At 70.8% G+C, this 15,473-nt stretch carries 12 protein-coding genes and 1 pseudogene; 3 read left to right on the top strand and 10 right to left on the bottom strand.

Annotation, left to right across the window (positions count from 1 at the left end):
* Positions 1–2 precede the first annotated feature (2 nt).
* Both ICW72_RS00485 and ICW72_RS00480 read right to left on the bottom strand, forming a co-directional pair.
* Positions 3–1,460: an L-lactate permease gene (locus ICW72_RS00485; RefSeq protein ID WP_191084433.1), complete on the bottom strand. Its 1,458-nt coding sequence runs from the start codon at positions 1,458–1,460 to the stop codon at positions 3–5.
* 3 nt (positions 1,461–1,463) lie between these two features.
* Positions 1,464–2,465, bottom strand: a complete 1,002-nt coding sequence (locus ICW72_RS00480; RefSeq protein WP_191084432.1) for a 2-hydroxyacid dehydrogenase — start codon at positions 2,463–2,465, stop codon at positions 1,464–1,466.
* A gap of 110 nt (positions 2,466–2,575) precedes the next feature.
* Between ICW72_RS00480 and ICW72_RS00475 the strand changes: the two genes are divergently transcribed.
* Positions 2,576–3,265, top strand: coding sequence for a DUF502 domain-containing protein (locus ICW72_RS00475; RefSeq protein ID WP_191084431.1), 690 nt, complete (start codon positions 2,576–2,578; stop codon positions 3,263–3,265).
* Positions 3,266–3,374: 109 nt separating this feature from the next.
* Here ICW72_RS00475 and ICW72_RS00470 read toward each other — a convergent pair whose 3' ends face one another.
* The 8 genes and pseudogenes from ICW72_RS00470 to ICW72_RS00435 all read right to left on the bottom strand — a co-directional run bounded on the left by ICW72_RS00470 (position 3,375) and on the right by ICW72_RS00435 (position 13,121).
* On the bottom strand, positions 3,375–4,406 hold the full coding sequence (locus tag ICW72_RS00470; protein WP_191084430.1) for an ABC transporter ATP-binding protein: 1,032 nt from the start codon (positions 4,404–4,406) through the stop codon (positions 3,375–3,377).
* Positions 4,403–5,407 (bottom strand): ABC transporter ATP-binding protein, encoded by a 1,005-nt coding sequence (locus ICW72_RS00465; protein WP_408639238.1) that lies wholly within the window; start codon positions 5,405–5,407, stop codon positions 4,403–4,405. Before ICW72_RS00465 ends, ICW72_RS00470 begins: the two co-directional genes overlap by 4 nt.
* A 13-nt stretch (positions 5,408–5,420) precedes the next feature.
* Positions 5,421–6,320, bottom strand: a complete 900-nt coding sequence (locus tag ICW72_RS00460) for an ABC transporter permease (protein ID WP_191084429.1) — start codon at positions 6,318–6,320, stop codon at positions 5,421–5,423.
* Between the two features lie 34 nt (positions 6,321–6,354).
* Positions 6,355–7,296: an ABC transporter permease gene (locus tag ICW72_RS00455; RefSeq protein ID WP_191084428.1), complete on the bottom strand. Its 942-nt coding sequence runs from the start codon at positions 7,294–7,296 to the stop codon at positions 6,355–6,357.
* 92 nt (positions 7,297–7,388) lie between these two features.
* A complete protein-coding gene (locus ICW72_RS00450; RefSeq protein WP_191084427.1) occupies positions 7,389–8,981 on the bottom strand; it encodes an ABC transporter substrate-binding protein in 1,593 nt (530 codons plus the stop codon).
* A 135-nt stretch (positions 8,982–9,116) separates the two neighbouring features.
* A complete protein-coding gene (locus ICW72_RS00445; RefSeq protein ID WP_191084426.1) occupies positions 9,117–10,700 on the bottom strand; it encodes an ABC transporter substrate-binding protein in 1,584 nt (527 codons plus the stop codon).
* 90 nt (positions 10,701–10,790) lie between these two features.
* Positions 10,791–12,289: pseudogene (locus ICW72_RS00440) on the bottom strand (aldehyde dehydrogenase family protein).
* The gene (locus tag ICW72_RS00435; protein ID WP_223880727.1) at positions 12,282–13,121 is read right to left on the bottom strand and encodes an NAD(P)-dependent oxidoreductase; all 840 of its coding nucleotides are present in this window, start codon (positions 13,119–13,121) and stop codon (positions 12,282–12,284) included. The pseudogene ICW72_RS00440 and the gene ICW72_RS00435 overlap by 8 nt, the downstream one beginning before the upstream one ends.
* Before the next feature lie 77 nt (positions 13,122–13,198).
* Here ICW72_RS00435 and ICW72_RS00430 point away from each other — a divergent pair, with 77 nt between their 5' ends.
* Both ICW72_RS00430 and ICW72_RS00425 read left to right on the top strand, forming a co-directional pair.
* The gene (locus tag ICW72_RS00430) at positions 13,199–13,597 is read left to right on the top strand and encodes a GtrA family protein (protein ID WP_191084425.1); all 399 of its coding nucleotides are present in this window, start codon (positions 13,199–13,201) and stop codon (positions 13,595–13,597) included.
* Positions 13,598–13,736: 139 nt separating this feature from the next.
* A complete protein-coding gene (locus tag ICW72_RS00425) occupies positions 13,737–15,473 on the top strand; it encodes a type I secretion system permease/ATPase (protein WP_191084424.1) in 1,737 nt (578 codons plus the stop codon).

The raw sequence follows: 15,473 nt of genomic DNA, 5'->3' as shown, positions 1-15,473 counted from the left end.
GATCAGGCGATGGCCAGCAGCAAAGCGCCCGCCAGCGCGGCATAGAGAAGTGCCGCCGGCAGGGTGGCGCGCAGCACCTCGCTCGCCTGGCGCCCCACCAGCCCCACCGTCGCGGCCCCCGCCACGATGTTGTGCGGGCAGATGATGTTGCCGATGGCCGCCCCCACCCCCTGCCCCGCCAGCATCAGCGGCACCGACAGCCCCAGCGTCTCGGCCGTGGCGCGCTGGAATTCCGTCAGCAGGATGTTGGACGCGGTGGCCGAGCCGGTGACGAAGGTGCCCAGCGCCCCCGCCGCCGGGGAAAGCGCCGGCCAGGCGCCGCCCAGGGCCGTGGCGGCGCCCTCGGCAAGCGCCTCGATCAGCCCGGCATGGACCATGAGGCGCGCCAGGGCCAGCATGGCCACCAGGGCGAAGAGCACGGCCGGCAGCCGCGCCGCCGCGCGCCCGGCCGCGCCCGCCAGCACGCCGGGCGGCGTGCGGCGCAGCAGGGCGGCCAGCAGCAGCCCCAGCAGCAGCATGGTGCCCGGGTGGTAGAGCGGCTGCACGCTGCCCGCGAAGCCGCCGGGCAAGGTCCAGGAGAGGGTGATGCCGCGCAGCGCCTCGCCCAGCGGCGCGATGAGGCGGGTGGCCAGGATCAGCGCCAGAAGCAGCAGGTAGGGAAGGGCCGCGACCAGCACCTCGCGCGCGCCGGGGCCGCCGCCCGCGCCGCGTCCGCGCACCCAGAGCGCGAAGCCCAGGCCGCCCAGCAGTGCGCCGCCCAGCGTGGGCAATTCCGGCCCCACGAAGACGGCGATGAGCGTGGCCGGCAACAGGAAGGCGAAGCCCGCGGCCAGCGCCCAGGCCGGGCCCGCCGCACCCCCCTGCCCCGCCGCCAGCCGATGGACCACCAGCGCCATGGTCCAGCCCAGCGCCGCATGCAGCGCCGCCGTGGCACCCGAGAGCGCCAGCGGATCGAGCCCCGTCAGCGCGAGCTGCGCCGCCACCGGCGTGCCCACCGCGCCGAAGCTCACCCCCACCGCATGCCCCACCAGCGCCAGCGCCACGGCCCGCGCGGGCGGAAAGCCCAGCGCCACCAGGATGGGCGCGGCCAGCGCCACCGGCGTGCCGAAGCCCGCCGCCCCCTCCGCGAAGAGGGCGAAGAACCAGGCCACCAGCAGCGCCATGATGCGCGGGTCATCGGAGAGGCGCGCGATGGCGGCGCGGATGGTGGCCGTGCCGCCGCCCGCCATCTGCGCCTCGTGCAGCATCAGCGCCGGAAAGACGATCCAGAGGATGGTGAGCGCGGTGAACCCCGCCTCGGCCGCCACCCCCGGCAGCCCCGCCGCGTCCCAGCCGAAGCCCCAGAGCGCCACGGGCAGCGCGACGGCCAGCCCCGCCAGCCCCGCCGGCCCCGCCGCCCAGCGCGCGCCCAGCATGAGCGCGAGGATGACCAGGATGGGTAGCAGCGCGGCCAGCGCCATGGCTCAGGCCAGCTTCTCGACCGAGACCTCGTGCCGGGGCGCGCCCGTGCTCGCGAAGCAGGTGATGTTGTCGAGCGTGGTGCGCGCGATGGCCATCAGCGCATCCTCGGTGAAGAAGGCCTGGTGCGCGGTGATGAGCACGTTGGGGAAGGTGAGCAGGCGGGCGAAGATGTCGTCCTGCAGCACCTGGCCCGAAAGATCCTCGAAGAAGAGATCCGCCTCCTCCTCATAGACGTCGAGGCCGAGATGGCCGATGGCGCCGCTCTTCAGCCCCTTGATGGCCGCGCGCGTGTCCACGATGGCGCCGCGGCTGGTGTTGATGAGCATGACGCCGCGTTTCATCCGCGCGATGGCCGCCTCGTCAATCAGGTGGTGCGTGGCGGGGTTGAGCGGGCAATGCAGGCTGACGATGTCCGCCTCGGCCAGCAGCCGGTCGAGCGGCACGTAGTCGAGGCCCAGCTCGGCATCCGGTGCGGGGTCGAAGGCCAGCACCCGGCAGCCGAAGCCCTTCATGATGCGCGCGAAGGCGGCGCCGATGCGCCCCGTGCCCACAATGCCGACGCTGCGGCCCTTCATGTCGAAGCCGAGCAGCCCGTCGAGCGCGAAATTGCCCTCGCGCACCCGGGCATGGGCGCGGTGGATGTTGCGGTTCAGCGCCATGATCATGGCGACCGTGTGCTCGGCCACCGCCTCGGGCGAATAGGCGGGCACGCGGCCCACGGGCAGGCCGAGGCGCTTCGCCGCCGCCAGGTCCACATTGTTGAAGCCCGCGCAGCGCAAAGCGAGCATGCGCACCCCCTGGGCGTGCAGCGCCTCCAGCACCGCCTCGCCGGCGGCGTCGTTCACGAAGACGCAGACGGCGTCCGCCCCCTTCGCCAGCACCGCCGTCTCGCGCGAAAGGCGCGGCTCCAGGTAGGTGAGCTGGTGGGGCGCGCCCGCCTCCTGGTTGGCGGCGTCCAGGAAGTGGCGATCATAGGGTTTCGTGCTGAAGACAGCGATGTGCATGGGCGTCCCCTTTGCTGTTGGCGGGCCCGGCCGCGCGGGGCTAAGTATCACGGAAGCCGCGCCATTTCACCCTTGGAGAGACACCACATGCGTGACGAAACGGCTGGCGCGTGAGCAACCCGGACGCGCGGCAGGGGCTGCGCTCGGCGGGGCGCTACCTGCTGGTGGGGGTGCTGACGGCCGCACCGCTCGCCATCACCTGGCTGATCGTGGATTTCCTGTTCCGGCAGCTTTCGGCGCTCGGCCGGCCGCTGGTGCGGGCGGCGGCACTCGCGCTGAACCCCGACAACCCGGCGGCCGCGCGGGCGATGGCGAACGAGACGGTGGTCTCCATCGTCGCCACCATCGCCGTGCTGGCGCTGCTGTGGCTGCTGGGCTGGATGGCCAGCCGCATGGTGGGCCAAAGGCTGATCGCGGTGATGGAATGGCTGATCGGCCGCATCCCCTTCGTCGAGAAGATCTACGGCGCCACCAAGCGATTCCTCACGGTCGCCGGCACCCAGCAGGAAGGTGGGCAGCGCGTGGTGCTGATCGACTTCCCCTCGCCCGAGATGAAGGCGGTGGGGCTGGTGACGCGCGTGCTGAAGGACAGCACGACGGGCGAGGAGCTGGCGGTGGTCTATGTGCCGACCTCGCCCAACCCCACCTCGGGCTATATCGAGATCGTGCCGATCACGGCGCTGACCTGGACGGACTGGAGCTTCGACGAGGCCATGGCCTTCATCGTGACCGGCGGTTCCAACGCGCCGGACACGGTGAACTACAGCCAGCGCGGACGGCCCCTCAGGCCGCCCGGGTAGTTTCTGCGCGGCTGATTCACGGCCGCGGCGTGCCGCCTCCGCCGATCAGACGCGGAGTTCGCGCGGCTGATTCACGGCTGCGGCGTGCCGCCTCCGCCGACCAGACGCGTTACGCCGCACGGAACGCCGTGGGCGGCGCCTTGTTCAGCAGCGGGTTTTCCGCCGCCGGGCCGTCATGCAGGTGGCAGGCGGCCAGGTGCCCCGCGCCATTGTCCTGCAGGCGTGGCACCTCCTTGCGGCAGCGGTCGAAGGCATAGGGGCAGCGCGTGTGGAAGCGGCAGCCCGGCGGCGGCTTGATGGGGCTCGGCACGTCGCCCTGCAGCACGATGCGCTCGCGCAGGGCGCCGGGCACGGGCACCGGCACGGCCGAGAGAAGCGCCTCCGTATAGGGGTGGCGCGGCGTGCCGAAGAGCGACTTGCGGTCCGCCACCTCCACGATCTGGCCGAGATACATGACGGCCACGCGGTGCGTCATGTGCTCCACGATGGCGAGGTCATGGCTGATGAACAGCATGGCCAGGCCAAGTTCCGCCTGCAAATCCTGCAGCAGGTTCACGATCTGCGCCTTCACCGACACGTCGAGCGCGGAGACCGCCTCGTCGCAGACGATGATGTCGGGTTCGGCGGCGAGGGCGCGCGCGATGCAGATGCGCTGCCGCTGCCCGCCCGAGAACTCATGCGGCCAGCGGTTCACCGCATCGCGCGGCAGCCGCACCTTGTCCATGAGCTGGCCGACCTTCTCGTCAATTTCGGCCTCGCTGTTCGCCAGGCCGAAATTGCGGATGGGCTCGGCCAGGATTTCCCGCACGCGCAGGCGTGGGTTCAGCGAGGAGAAGGGGTCCTGGAACACCACCTGGATCTGCCGCCGCAGCGGGCGCAGGCTGCCCGAGGGCATGTCGTCAATGCGCTTGCCGTTCAGCACCACCTGGCCGGAGGTGAGCGGAAACAGCCGCAGCACCGACTTCCCCACGGTGGACTTGCCGCAGCCGCTCTCGCCCACGAGGGAGAGCGTCTCGCCCTGGTCGATGTGGAAGGACACGCCATCCACCGCGTAGACATACCCCACCGTGCCGCCCAGCAGGCCGCCGCGGATGGGGAAATGCTTCTTGAGGTCCGAGACTTCGAGAATCCGCTTGGTCATGCCGCGGCAACCCCTTCCACTTCGGCGTAATGGCAGGCGGCGATGTGGCCCGGCGCCTTTTCCTGGAGCGCGGGCGGCACCGCCCGGCAGAGTTCCGTCACCTTGGGGCAGCGCGTGGCGAAGACACAACCCGGAATGCGCTGCTTGAGGCTGGGCACGAGGCCCGGGATTTCCGCGAGCCGCGTGGTCTCGCCCGTCAGCGAGGAACCGAGCTTGGGCACGGAACCCAGCAGCCCCTGGGTGTAGGGGTGGCGGGGCGTGCGGAACAGGTCGCCCACGCGGGCTTCCTCCACCTTGCGGCCGGCATACATGACGACCACCCGCTCGGCCACCTCGGCCACCACGCCGAGGTCATGCGTGATGAGGACGATGGCCGCCCCCACGCTGGTCTTGAGGTCCTTCATCAGGTCCAGGATCTGCGCCTGGATGGTGACGTCGAGCGCCGTGGTCGGCTCATCCGCGATGAGCAGCTTCGGGTTGCAGGCGAGCGCGATCGCGATCATCACGCGCTGGCGCATGCCGCCTGAAAGCTGGTGCGGGTATTCGCGCACGCGCCGCTCGGGCTCCGGGATGCCCACAAGCTTGAGCATCTCGATGGCACGCGCCTCAGCCTGCTGGGCGTTCATGCCCTGGTGCAGGCGCAGCGTCTCGCCGATCTGCTGGCCATTGGTCAGCACCGGGTTGAGGCTGGTCATCGGCTCCTGGAAGATCATGCTGATGTCGTTGCCGCGGATGTCGCGCATCTCGCGGTCGGACAGCTTCAGCAGATCCTTCCCCTGGAACTTGATGCTGCCCGCGATCTTGCCCGGCGGTTCCGGGATCAGCCGCAGGATGGACATGGCGGTGACGGATTTCCCGCAGCCGCTCTCGCCCACGATGGCGAGCGTCTCGCCGGAGCGCACATGGAAGGAGACGCCGTCCACCGCGCGGTTGACGCCGTCCATGGTGCGGAAATGCGTCTGGAGGTTGTCCACCTCCAGCAGCATGGGCCGGTTGTCCATTTCGCTCATCGGCTCAGATCCTCTTGGCGAGGCGCGGGTCGATCGCGTCGCGCAGCCCGTCGCCGAGCAGGTTGACGGCGAGCACCGTGATGGAGAGGAACACCGCCGGGAAGAAGACGATGTAGGGCTTCACCTGCCACAGCGCGCGGCCTTCCGCCATGATGTTGCCCCAGGAGGGGATGATGGGCGGCGTGCCCGCGCCGATGAAGGAGAGGATGGCCTCCGTGATCATCGCCGCCGCGCAGATATAGGTGGCCTGCACCGTCAGCGGCGCCAGCGTGTTGGGCAGGATGTGCTTGAAGATGATCTTCCAGGTGCGCGTGCCCGACGCCACGGCGGCCTCCACATAGGGCTGTTCGCGCAGCGACAGCACCACGCCGCGCACCAGGCGCGACACGCGCGGGATTTCCGCCACCGTGATGGCCAGGATCACGTTCTGCACCGAGCCCCGCGTCAGCGCCATCAACGCGATGGCGAGCAGGATGGGCGGAATGCTCATCATGCCGTCCATCACGCGCATGATGATGCTGTCCGCGATGCGGTTGAACCCCGAGAGCAGGCCGATGATCAGCCCGATCAGCGAGGCGAAGAACGCCACCGAGAAGCCCACGATGAGCGAGACGCGGGCGCCATACAGCACGCGCGAATAGACATCGCGCCCCAGCATGTCGGAGCCGAACCAGAACTGGGCCGAGGGCTCGCGCGTGCGCAGCGCGGGCGCCAGCGCCGTCGGGTCCTTGGTGAAGAGGAAGGGCGCGAAGACGGCCACGAAGATCATCAGGAACAGCAGCGAACCGCCGATCGCGATGGCCGGGTAGCGCCCGAGGAAGCCCCAGATGCCGCGGCGCGGCTTCACATCCGAGAGGATGTCACCCGGGAGCTTGGCGATGGCCAGGTTCGGCGGAATGCTCACGCCGGGGGGAGGCCAGGAGGGAGGGCTGAGGCGCTCAATACCGGATCCTCGGGTCAAACAGGGTGTAGAGGAGGTCAATCACGAGGTTGACCAGCACGTAGACGAAGCTGAACAGCAGCACGACGCCCTGGATCACCGGGTAGTCGCGCCGCAGGATGGCATCCACCGTGAGGCGCCCGAGGCCCGGAATGGCGAAGACGCTCTCCGTCACCACGGCACCCCCGATCAGCAGCGCGATGCCGATGCCGATGACGGTGACAATGGGCACCGCCGCGTTCTTCAGCGCGTGCAGGAAGAGGATGGCCCGCTGCCCCACACCCTTGGCGCGGGCGGTGCGGATGTAGTCCTGGCTCAGCACCTCCAGCATGGTGGCCCGCGTGATGCGCGCGATCAGCGCGATGTAGACGGTGCCGAGCGCGATGGCGGGCAGGATCAGATTCTCGAACCACGGCCAGAGCCCCTGGCTCAGCGGCGTGTAGCCCTGCACCGGCAGCCAGTCGAGTTCGAGGGCGAAGACGAAGGCCAGCACATAGCCCACCACGAAGACGGGCACCGAGAAGCCCAGCACGGCGAAGGCCATCACGGCGCGGTCCGCATGCGTGCCCTGCTTCCAGGCCGCCACCACGCCCATGGGCACGGCGATGGTGACCGAGAGCACCAGCGTCACCACCATCAGCGACAGCGTGGGCTCCACGCGTTGCATGATCATGTGGCTGACGGGCAAATTGGTGAAGATGGAGGTGCCGAGGTCCCCGCGCAGGATGTTGAACACCCACTCGCCGAAGCGCACCAGGTAGGGCCGGTCGAGGCCCAGCGAGGCGCGGATGCGCTCCACATCCTCGGGCGAGGCCTGGTCGCCCGCGATCACCGCCGCGGGATCACCGGGTGCGAGATACAGCAACGAGAACACGAACAGCGCGACGATGGCCATGACCGGGATGGTCGCGAGCACGCGCCGGAAGATATAGGCCCACATGGCGGGAAGCCCTTCGGTGCGGCCGGCCCGCGGGAGGCGGGCCGGGCCTGATCAGAAGAAGGGGCGCCCCGAACGCGGGACGCCCCGGACACTCACGACTTCGAGACGCCCCAGAACCAGGGCAGCGGGCCGGCGGTGACGCCGGAGACATTGCTCCGCCAGGACTGGTAGGCACGGTAGAAGCCCGTCGGCACGAAGGGGAAGCTCTGGCAGGCGGCGCGGTTGATTTCCTCGCAGGCGGCCTTTTCCTCGGCGGCGTTGGTGGCGGCGAACCACTTGTCGCGGCCGGCCTCGATCGCGGGGTCCGACGGCCAGCCGAACCAGGCGCCATCGCCATGGGCGCGCAGGCCGAGATAGCTGGCGGGGTTGGTGCAGTCGGCCCCCGCGAACCAGGTGAAGAAGATGTTCCAGCCGCCACGGTCCCGCGGCTCGCGGCTCGCGCGGCGCGCACCCACCGTGCCCCAGTCGGTCGCGACGAAGTCCACATTCATGCCGATGGAGCGCAGGGCGGCATTCGCCACCTGGCCCATGGCGGAGAGGGCCGCGATGTCCTGCGCCACCAGCATGGTCACGGGCTGGCCGTTGTAGCCGCCTTCCTGCAACAGGCGGCGCGCATCGGCGACGCTGCGCGGGCGCGAGAGGATTTCGCCGCCGGCCTCGGTGTAGTTGGGCGTCTCGGGCGTGAAGAAGCCGTTCATCTGCTTCCACAGCGCGGCGTCGCCGCCCACCACGGCGCCCATGAAGTCGGGCTGGTTCACCACCCAGGCCACCGCCTGGCGCACGCGCGGGTCGTTGAAGGGCGCGTGCAGGTGGTTGAAGCGCAGGCAGCCCACATTGCCCAGCGGGTCCGCGACATCAATGCGGATGTTGCGGTTGCGGCGCAGCACCGGGATCAGGTCGTTCAGGGGCGTTTCCCACCAATCCACCTCGCCCTGCTGGAGGGCCGCCGAGGCCGTGGCGGGGTCGGGCTGGATGATCCACTCGACGCGGTCCACCATCATGCGCTTGCCGCCGGAGAGCCAGTTGGGCGCCTCGTCGCGCGGGACGTACTGGTCGAACTTGGTCCAGGTCGCGCGCGCGCCGGGCACCCACTCGTTGCGGTTGAACCGCATGGGGCCGGAGCCGACATATTCCGTGATCTGCTGGAAGGGGTCGGTGCGGGCGATGCGCTCGGGCATCATGAAGGCGATGGGCGTGTTGTTCTTGCCCAGGGCCAGCAGCATCTTCGGATAGGGGGCCGAGAGGCGCAGGCGGAAGGTGCGGTCATCCACCGCCGCCAGTTCCTGGCGCAGGGCGCGGATCATCTGGCCCATGCCGTCGCGCACCATCCAGCGCTCCAGGCTCGCCACGCAATCCTGCGCGCGCACAGGCTCGTTGTCGTGCCAGCGCAGGCCCTCGCGGAGGCGGAAGGTCCAGGTCAGGCCGTCGCTGCTGACTTCCTCGCTCTCCACCATCTGGCGGCGCGGGGTGAAGCTGTTGTCGATGCCATAGAGCGTGTCCCACACCAGCATCGAGGCGTTGCGGACGACGAACTGCGTGCCCCAGATCGGGTCGTAATTGGCCAGGTTCGCCTGCGGCACGAAGCGCAGCGTGCGGGCGGCCGCACCCTGGCTCAGCGCGGGGGCGGCCAGCGCCCCGCTGGCGGCGACCACGGCGCCCGTCTGAAGAAAACTCCTGCGATCCATCTACTCTCTCCCTGTTCCAGGCCGGTTGCTTCCGGCTTGGGCGAAGCGTGCAACACACATGGGCAAAGCGCCACCAAAGAAGGGCCCATCGCTCCGCGCATCACATTGAATGCACGGAGCGTGCCAGAGAGCCTATCAGGACCGGCGGATGCCCCAGAACTGCGCGAAGCCGGGCACGCGGCCCGTCAGGTTGCGCCGGTGCGCGGTGATGGAGGCCACCGCCCCCACCGGCACGAAGGGCAGCTCGTGCATGGCGATGCCCTGCATCCGCCGCGCGATCGCCTGCTGGGCCGGCACGTCGGGCGCGTCGAACCAGCTGTCGCGGAGCGTCTCCAGCTCCGGCACGTTGGGCCAGCCGAACCAGGCGCCATTGCCATTGCCCCGCAGGGGGAAGTGGCTGACGGGGTCCATCACCTCAAAGCCCGCGAAGGTGGTGCAGGTGATGGACCAGCCGCCGCGATCGAGCGGCTCGCGGCTCGCGCGGCGCTGGACCACCGTGCCCCAGTCGGTCAGCACCACGTCGAGGTTCACCTGCAAACGGCGGAACAAATCGGCCGCCACCTGGGTGAGTGCGGCGGGGTTCAGGATGTCGGTGGGGCCCAGGATGCGAATGGGTTCGTTGTTGTAGCCGGCCTCGCGCAGCAATTGCCGCGCGCGCTCGATGCTGCGCGGGCCCTTCAGCGGGTCCAGCCCCTCGTCATTGGCGAAGGGGGAACCGGGGGTGAAGCAGCCCACGCCGTCGCGCCAATTCTCGGGCTCCGGCCCCTGGGCCGCGATCATGAAATCCGATTGCTGCACCGCGGGCAGGATGGCGCGGCGGATGGCCGGGTTGTCGAAGGGCGGGTGCAGATGGTTGAACCGCATGACGCCGAGCGACATGAAGGGCGTCAGCATCTCCACCACCACATTGCGGTTGCGGCGCAGCAGAAGCTGGTTCTCGGGGGTGGGCTGCTCGAACCAGTCCATCTCGCCGCGGATCAGCGCGGAGGTGGAGGTCGAGGTGTCGGTGATGATGTGCCACTCGACGCGGTCGAAATGCACTTCCTTGGGCCCCGCCGTCAGCGAGACCGGGCCCGCATTGGGGTTGGGGGAATAGCGCGGGTTGCGCTCATAGACCGCGAGGCTGCCCGAGTTGAACTCGTTCTGCACGAAGCGGAAGGGGCCGCTGCCCACCGTCTCACGGATCTGCGTGAAGGCGTCCGTCTGCGCCAGGCGCTCGGGCATGATGAAGGGCGTGGGCGTGGCGACCGAGCCCAGCGCGTTCAGCAGCAGCGGAAAGGGCCGCTTGAGGCGGAAGCGCAGGCGGCGATCATCCAGCGCCACCAGCTCATCCGTGTATTCGCTGAGCTTCTGGCCGATGGGGCTGCGGCGCATCCAGCGCTTGAGGCTCGCCACCGCATCGGCCGCGCGCACCGCCTCGCCATCATGGAAGAACAGGCCGGGGCGCAGCGTGATCGTGGCCGTGCGGTTGTCATCCTCGAAGGACGTGCCCTCGGCCATCTGCGGATAGGGGCGGAACTGGTCGTCGAGGCCGTAGAGGCAGTCATAGACCATGTAGCCGTGGTTGCGCGTGACGGTGGCCGTGGTCCAGACCGGGTCCACGCTGGTCAGATTCGCCTGCGGGACGAATTTCAGCACGCGGTTCTGGGCGGACTGGGTGTAGGCGGGCGCCGAAAGCAGGGCGGCGCCGCCCCCCAGCATGAGGTCACGACGTTTCATATGAACACTCCCGTCACGTTGACGCGACCGACCCGCCTCCCCTGGCGTTGCGCGGATAGAAGCCAGAGCCCGCCCCGGTTTGCAAGCGGATCAGGGCAGGTGCCCGAAGCCGGGCGGCGGCGCCTGCCGCGTCTCCACCCAGACGGCCTTGGCCTGTGTGTATTCCGCGAGCACCTCCGCGCCCGAGGAACGCCCATGCCCCGAAGCGCCAAAGCCGCCGAAGGGCACGCTGACATGGATGGTGCGGTAGCCATTCACCCAGACCGTGCCGGCGCGAAGGGCCGCGGCGACCCGGTGCGCGCGCCCCACATCCCGCGTCCAGACCGCGCCGGCCAGGCCGAAGCGCGTGCCGTTGGCAAGCCGGATGGCCTCGGCCTCATCCCCGAAGCGCTGCACGGCGACGACGGGGCCGAAGATTTCCTCCTGCACCGCGCGCGCCTGGGGCGAGAGCCCGTCCAGCACCGTGGGGGGACGAAGCAGGCGCCCGGGTTCGGCGCGGCGGTGAGAACCTGCCCGCCCTCGGCGGCCGCGGCTTCCAGCAGGGATTGCACATGCGCGTGCTGGCGGGGGTGGGCGACGGGGCCCATCTCGGTCGCCTCGTCCAGCGGGTCGCCCAGCCTGATCTTGGCCATGCCCGCGCGCAGACGCGCGAGGAAGGCGTCGGCGATGGATTCCTCCAGCAGCAGGCGCGAGCCCGCCACGCAGGACTGTCCGGCGCCGGCGAAGATGGCCTGCTGGGCGCCCAGAAGCGCGGCGTCCAAATCCGAATCGGCGAAGACGATGTTGGCGCTCTTGCCGCCCAGCTCCAGCACATGCGGCAGGGTGCGGGCGGCGCAGAGCGCGGCGATCCGCGCGCCGACGGCGGGGCTGCCGACGAAGCAGAGCTTGGCCACCTCGGGCGCGGCCACCAGCGCCTCCACCGCCGCCGGCCCGCCGGCCACCACCATCAGCGGCACGTCCAGCGCCTGGGCGAGTTGCCCGAGCCGCAGCGAGGTCAGCGGCGTCATCTCGCTGGGCTTCAGCACCACGGCATTGCCGGCGGCCAGCGCCGGAAAGGCGTTCCACCCCGCGGTGAAGAGCGGCGCGTTCCAGGGCGTGATGGCGAGGATCACGCCATAGGGTTCATGCCGCACCGTCACGAAATGGCCGGAGGGGACGCCCACCACGCGGCCCTCGATCTTGTCGCACCAGCCGGCGAAGTATTCGGCCATCTCGGCCACGCGGGCCAGTTCGGCGCGGGCATCGCGCAGCGGCTTGCCGGCGTTGGCGCATTCGGCGCGGGCCAGCGGCTCGGCCTCCGCACGGATGGCCGCCCCCAGCGCCCAGAGGCGGCGGCCGCGCTCGGCGCCCGGAAGGGCGGCCCAGGCGGGGGCCGCGCGGGCGGCGGCGGCGGCGGCCTCGGCGGCGAGTGCGGCATCGGCCAGGGGGTAGGAGAAGAGCGGCTTGCCGGTCACGGGGTCGGTGAGCGCCAGCGCCTCGCCCGCGCCGGGGCGCGTGGTGCCATCCAGCACGGCGCCGGGCACCGTGCCGCCGAACCAGTTCCGGATATGGGTGGCCGCCTCGGCGGCGGCGCGGGAGGGGTCAGCCATGGGAACGGTCCTGGAAGAGGGCGGCGGGGACGCGGTTGAATTCCTCGGAATCGGGCACGTGGCTGGATTCCCACAGGCTCGCGGCGGCGGCGCAGACGGGCAACGGCGTGCCGGCCGCCTGGGCCAGTTCCAGCGCGAGCCGCACATCCTTGCGCATCAGCCCCGCCGCGAAGCCGCTGTCGAAACCGCCGGGCAGGATCCAGCGCGGCCAGTTCACCTCGGTGGCGGCCGAGCGGCCGGAGGCGGCGTTCAGCACCGGCAGCAGCGCGGCGGGGTCCACGCCGGCGGCATCCGCCATCCGCAGCGCCTCGGCCGCCGCCATCAAATGGGTCGCCACCAGCAGGTTGTTGGCGAGCTTCGCCACCTGCCCCGCCCCCGGCCCGCCCACATGGGTGATGCGGGTGGCGACCAATTCCAGCACGGGCCGCGCGGCGGCGATGGCCGCGTCCTCGCCCCCCAGCATCATGGCGAGCGTGCCCGCCGCCGCCCCCGCCGGCCCGCCGGAGACGGGCGCATCGAGATACCCCACGCCCGCCGAAGCGGCCTGTTCCGCGAATCGCCGCGCGGCGCCGGGGGCGATGGTGGAGGTGTCCACAACCACGGCGCCTTGCGGCATCACGGGAAGCAATTCGGCCAGCACCGCCTCCACCGCCGCCTCATGCGGCAGGGAGAGGATCACGACCGGCGCCGCGCAATCGGCCACGCCCGACACCCCGCCCGCGCGTGCCCGCAGGCCCGCATCCTGGTCGAAGGCCGCCACATCCCGGCCCTGCTCGCGCAGCCGCCCCAGCATCGCGCCGCCCATGCGGCCCAGACCCACCAGCCCGATCACGAATCGCCCTCCTGGAATGCGGGCGAAGCATAGGTGGGCGCCGCAATTGCGCCATCCGGCCCCCCTAACCGCCGCCCATGCCCGCGATCATCCTGCAATTCTTCCGTTTCGGCGTGGTGGGGACGCTGGGCTTCCTGCTGGACTACGCGGTGCTGAGCGCCGCGGTCGCCCTGGGCACCGGGCCCTATTGGGGGCGCGTCATCTCCTATCTGGTGGCCGCCACCGGGGTCTATGCGCTGAACCGCGCCTGGACCTTCCGCGACCGGCGCGGCGGCGGCGGCATCGGCCGGCAATGGGGGCTGTATCTCGCGCTGAACCTGGTGGGCTTCGCGGTGAATTACGGCACCTATGCCGCCATCACCGCCTGGACCGAGATCGGCGCGCGGCACCTGGTGCTGGGCGTCGCGGCCGGGTCCATCGCGGGCATGTTCGTGAACTTCGCCCTCAACCGGCAGGTCGTGTTCCGGGCGCGCTAAGCCCGCCGAACCAACTTCACGTTTCGTTAAGCGCCTGCCCGCACAGTCCCGCGGCCGGGGTGGCGCGCCAAGAATTGGCGGTCGTCCCGGCGCTGCGGCGCCCCTCCGGGCGTCGTCCCAAAATGGGACAGGGACTGACATGATGGCGGCAAGCACGGAGACCACCCCCTTGGGCGAGGCGCTGGCGGCCTGTCGCTGGCAATTCGCCAGCGTGGGCGCCTTCTCGGGCGTGGCCAACCTGCTGCAGCTCACCGTGCCGCTCTACATGATGATGGTGTTCGACCGCGTGCTGGCCGCGCGCAGCGGCGACACGCTGTTCTTCCTCACCGCCATCGCCCTCTTCGCCCTGCTGGTGCTGGCGGTGCTGGAGGGGGTGCGCAGCCTGGTCATGCAGCGCGTGGCCGCCTGGATGGAGATGCGCGCGGCGCCCGAGGCCTTCCATCGCGGCCTGGAAGCCCAGCTGCGCGGCCTGCCCTACCGGATGGAGGCGCTGCGGGACCTCGCCGCCTGCCGGGGCTATCTGGGTTCGGGCGGCGCGCTCGCGCTCTATGACCTGCCCTGGGTGCCGATCTACCTCGCGGTCATCTTCCTGCTGCACCCGCTGCTGGGGCTGGTGGCTTTGGCCGGCGCATTGCTGCTTTTCGGCCTGACGCTGCTGAGCGAACTCGTCACCTCGCGCCTGCTGCGCGAGGCCGCCACCGCCGCCCAGCGCACCCAGTCCCGTACCGAGGCCATGGCGCGCAACGCCGAGGTCATTGACAGCATGGGCATGGCGCCCGCCGTGCTGGCCCGCTGGCGCGCGGGCATCAACGAGGTGCTGCCCGCCCAGACCCGCGCCGGCGACCGCGCCGCCATCATCCTGGCCGCCACCAAGTTCTGCCGCCTGGCCGTCCAGCTCGCGGTGCTGGGGGTGGGCGCCTGGCTCACGCTGCGCCAGCAGGTGACGCCGGGGGCCTCCATCGCGGCCTCCATCGTCATGGGCCGCGCGCTGGCGCCGGTCGAGCAGGTGATCGGCGGCTGGCGGCAGCTGGTCCAGGCGCGGCAGAGCTTCCAGCGGTTGCAGGCCTTCCTGCGCATGCCGCCCGGACGCCCCGCCGGCACCGCCCCGCCCCCGCCCCGGGGCCGGCTGGAGCTGGAGCGCGTGACCTATGGCTTCCCCGGCACTGCCGCCCCCATGATCAAGGGCATCAGCCTGCATCTGGAGCCGGGCGAGGCGCTGGCCGTCATCGGCCCCTCGGCCGCGGGCAAGACCACGCTGATCCGCCTGATCATGGGCACGCTGCCGCCCAATGCCGGCACGGTGCGGCTGGACGGCGCCGATGTCTTCCTCTGGCCGCGCGAGGATTTCGGCCGCCATGTGGGCTATTTGCCCCAGGCCGTGGAACTCTTCGACGGCAGCGTGTTCCAGAACATCGCCCGCATGGGGGAAGCCGCGCCCGAACAGGTCTTCGAGGCCGCGCGCCTCGCGGGCTGCCACGACATGATCCTGCGCCTGCCGCGCGGCTATGACACCGAGATCGGCGAGGGCGGGCAGCATCTCTCGGGCGGGCAGCGGCAGATGATCGGCCTGGCGCGCGCCCTCTTCGGCAACCCCAGGCTGATCGTGCTGGATGAGCCCAATTCCAACCTCGATGGCGAGAGCGAGGCCATCCTTCTCCATTCGCTCGCGCGGGCGAAGCAGGCCGGCGCCACGCTGATCCTGGTCTCGCACCGGCCCGGCCTCGTGCAGGTGGCGGACAAGGTGCTGGTGCTGCGCGATGGCGCGGCCGAGCTCTACGGCCCCCGCGCCGAGGTGATGAAGCGGCTGATGGGCCCGCCCCGCCCCACCGAGATGCCACCGCCGGGCATGAAGCCCGCTTTGACCGGGACGCTCTGA

Origin of the sequence: Roseococcus microcysteis, from assembly GCF_014764365.1 — a bacterium.
In the GTDB taxonomy this organism is placed as follows: domain Bacteria; phylum Pseudomonadota; class Alphaproteobacteria; order Acetobacterales; family Acetobacteraceae; genus Roseococcus; species Roseococcus microcysteis.
Note: the sequence above shows the minus strand (reverse complement) of the source record. Positions and strands in the feature narration are given on the sequence as shown.

What these genes read in the sequence shown, in the direction of transcription:
- ICW72_RS00485 (WP_191084433.1), bottom strand. Translation starts at nt 1,460, where the DNA reads ATGGCGCTGGCCGCGCTGCTACCCATCCTGGTCATCCTCGCGCTCATG.
- ICW72_RS00480 (WP_191084432.1), bottom strand. Translation starts at nt 2,465, where the DNA reads ATGCACATCGCTGTCTTCAGCACGAAACCCTATGATCGCCACTTCCTG.
- ICW72_RS00470 (WP_191084430.1), bottom strand. Translation starts at nt 4,406, where the DNA reads ATGACCAAGCGGATTCTCGAAGTCTCGGACCTCAAGAAGCATTTCCCC.
- ICW72_RS00465 (WP_408639238.1), bottom strand. Translation starts at nt 5,407, where the DNA reads ATGGACAACCGGCCCATGCTGCTGGAGGTGGACAACCTCCAGACGCAT.
- ICW72_RS00455 (WP_191084428.1), bottom strand. Translation starts at nt 7,296, where the DNA reads ATGTGGGCCTATATCTTCCGGCGCGTGCTCGCGACCATCCCGGTCATG.
- ICW72_RS00450 (WP_191084427.1), bottom strand. Translation starts at nt 8,981, where the DNA reads ATGGATCGCAGGAGTTTTCTTCAGACGGGCGCCGTGGTCGCCGCCAGC.
- ICW72_RS00445 (WP_191084426.1), bottom strand. Translation starts at nt 10,700, where the DNA reads ATGAAACGTCGTGACCTCATGCTGGGGGGCGGCGCCGCCCTGCTTTCG.
- ICW72_RS00430 (WP_191084425.1), top strand. Translation starts at nt 13,199, where the DNA reads ATGCCCGCGATCATCCTGCAATTCTTCCGTTTCGGCGTGGTGGGGACG.
- ICW72_RS00425 (WP_191084424.1), top strand. Translation starts at nt 13,737, where the DNA reads ATGATGGCGGCAAGCACGGAGACCACCCCCTTGGGCGAGGCGCTGGCG.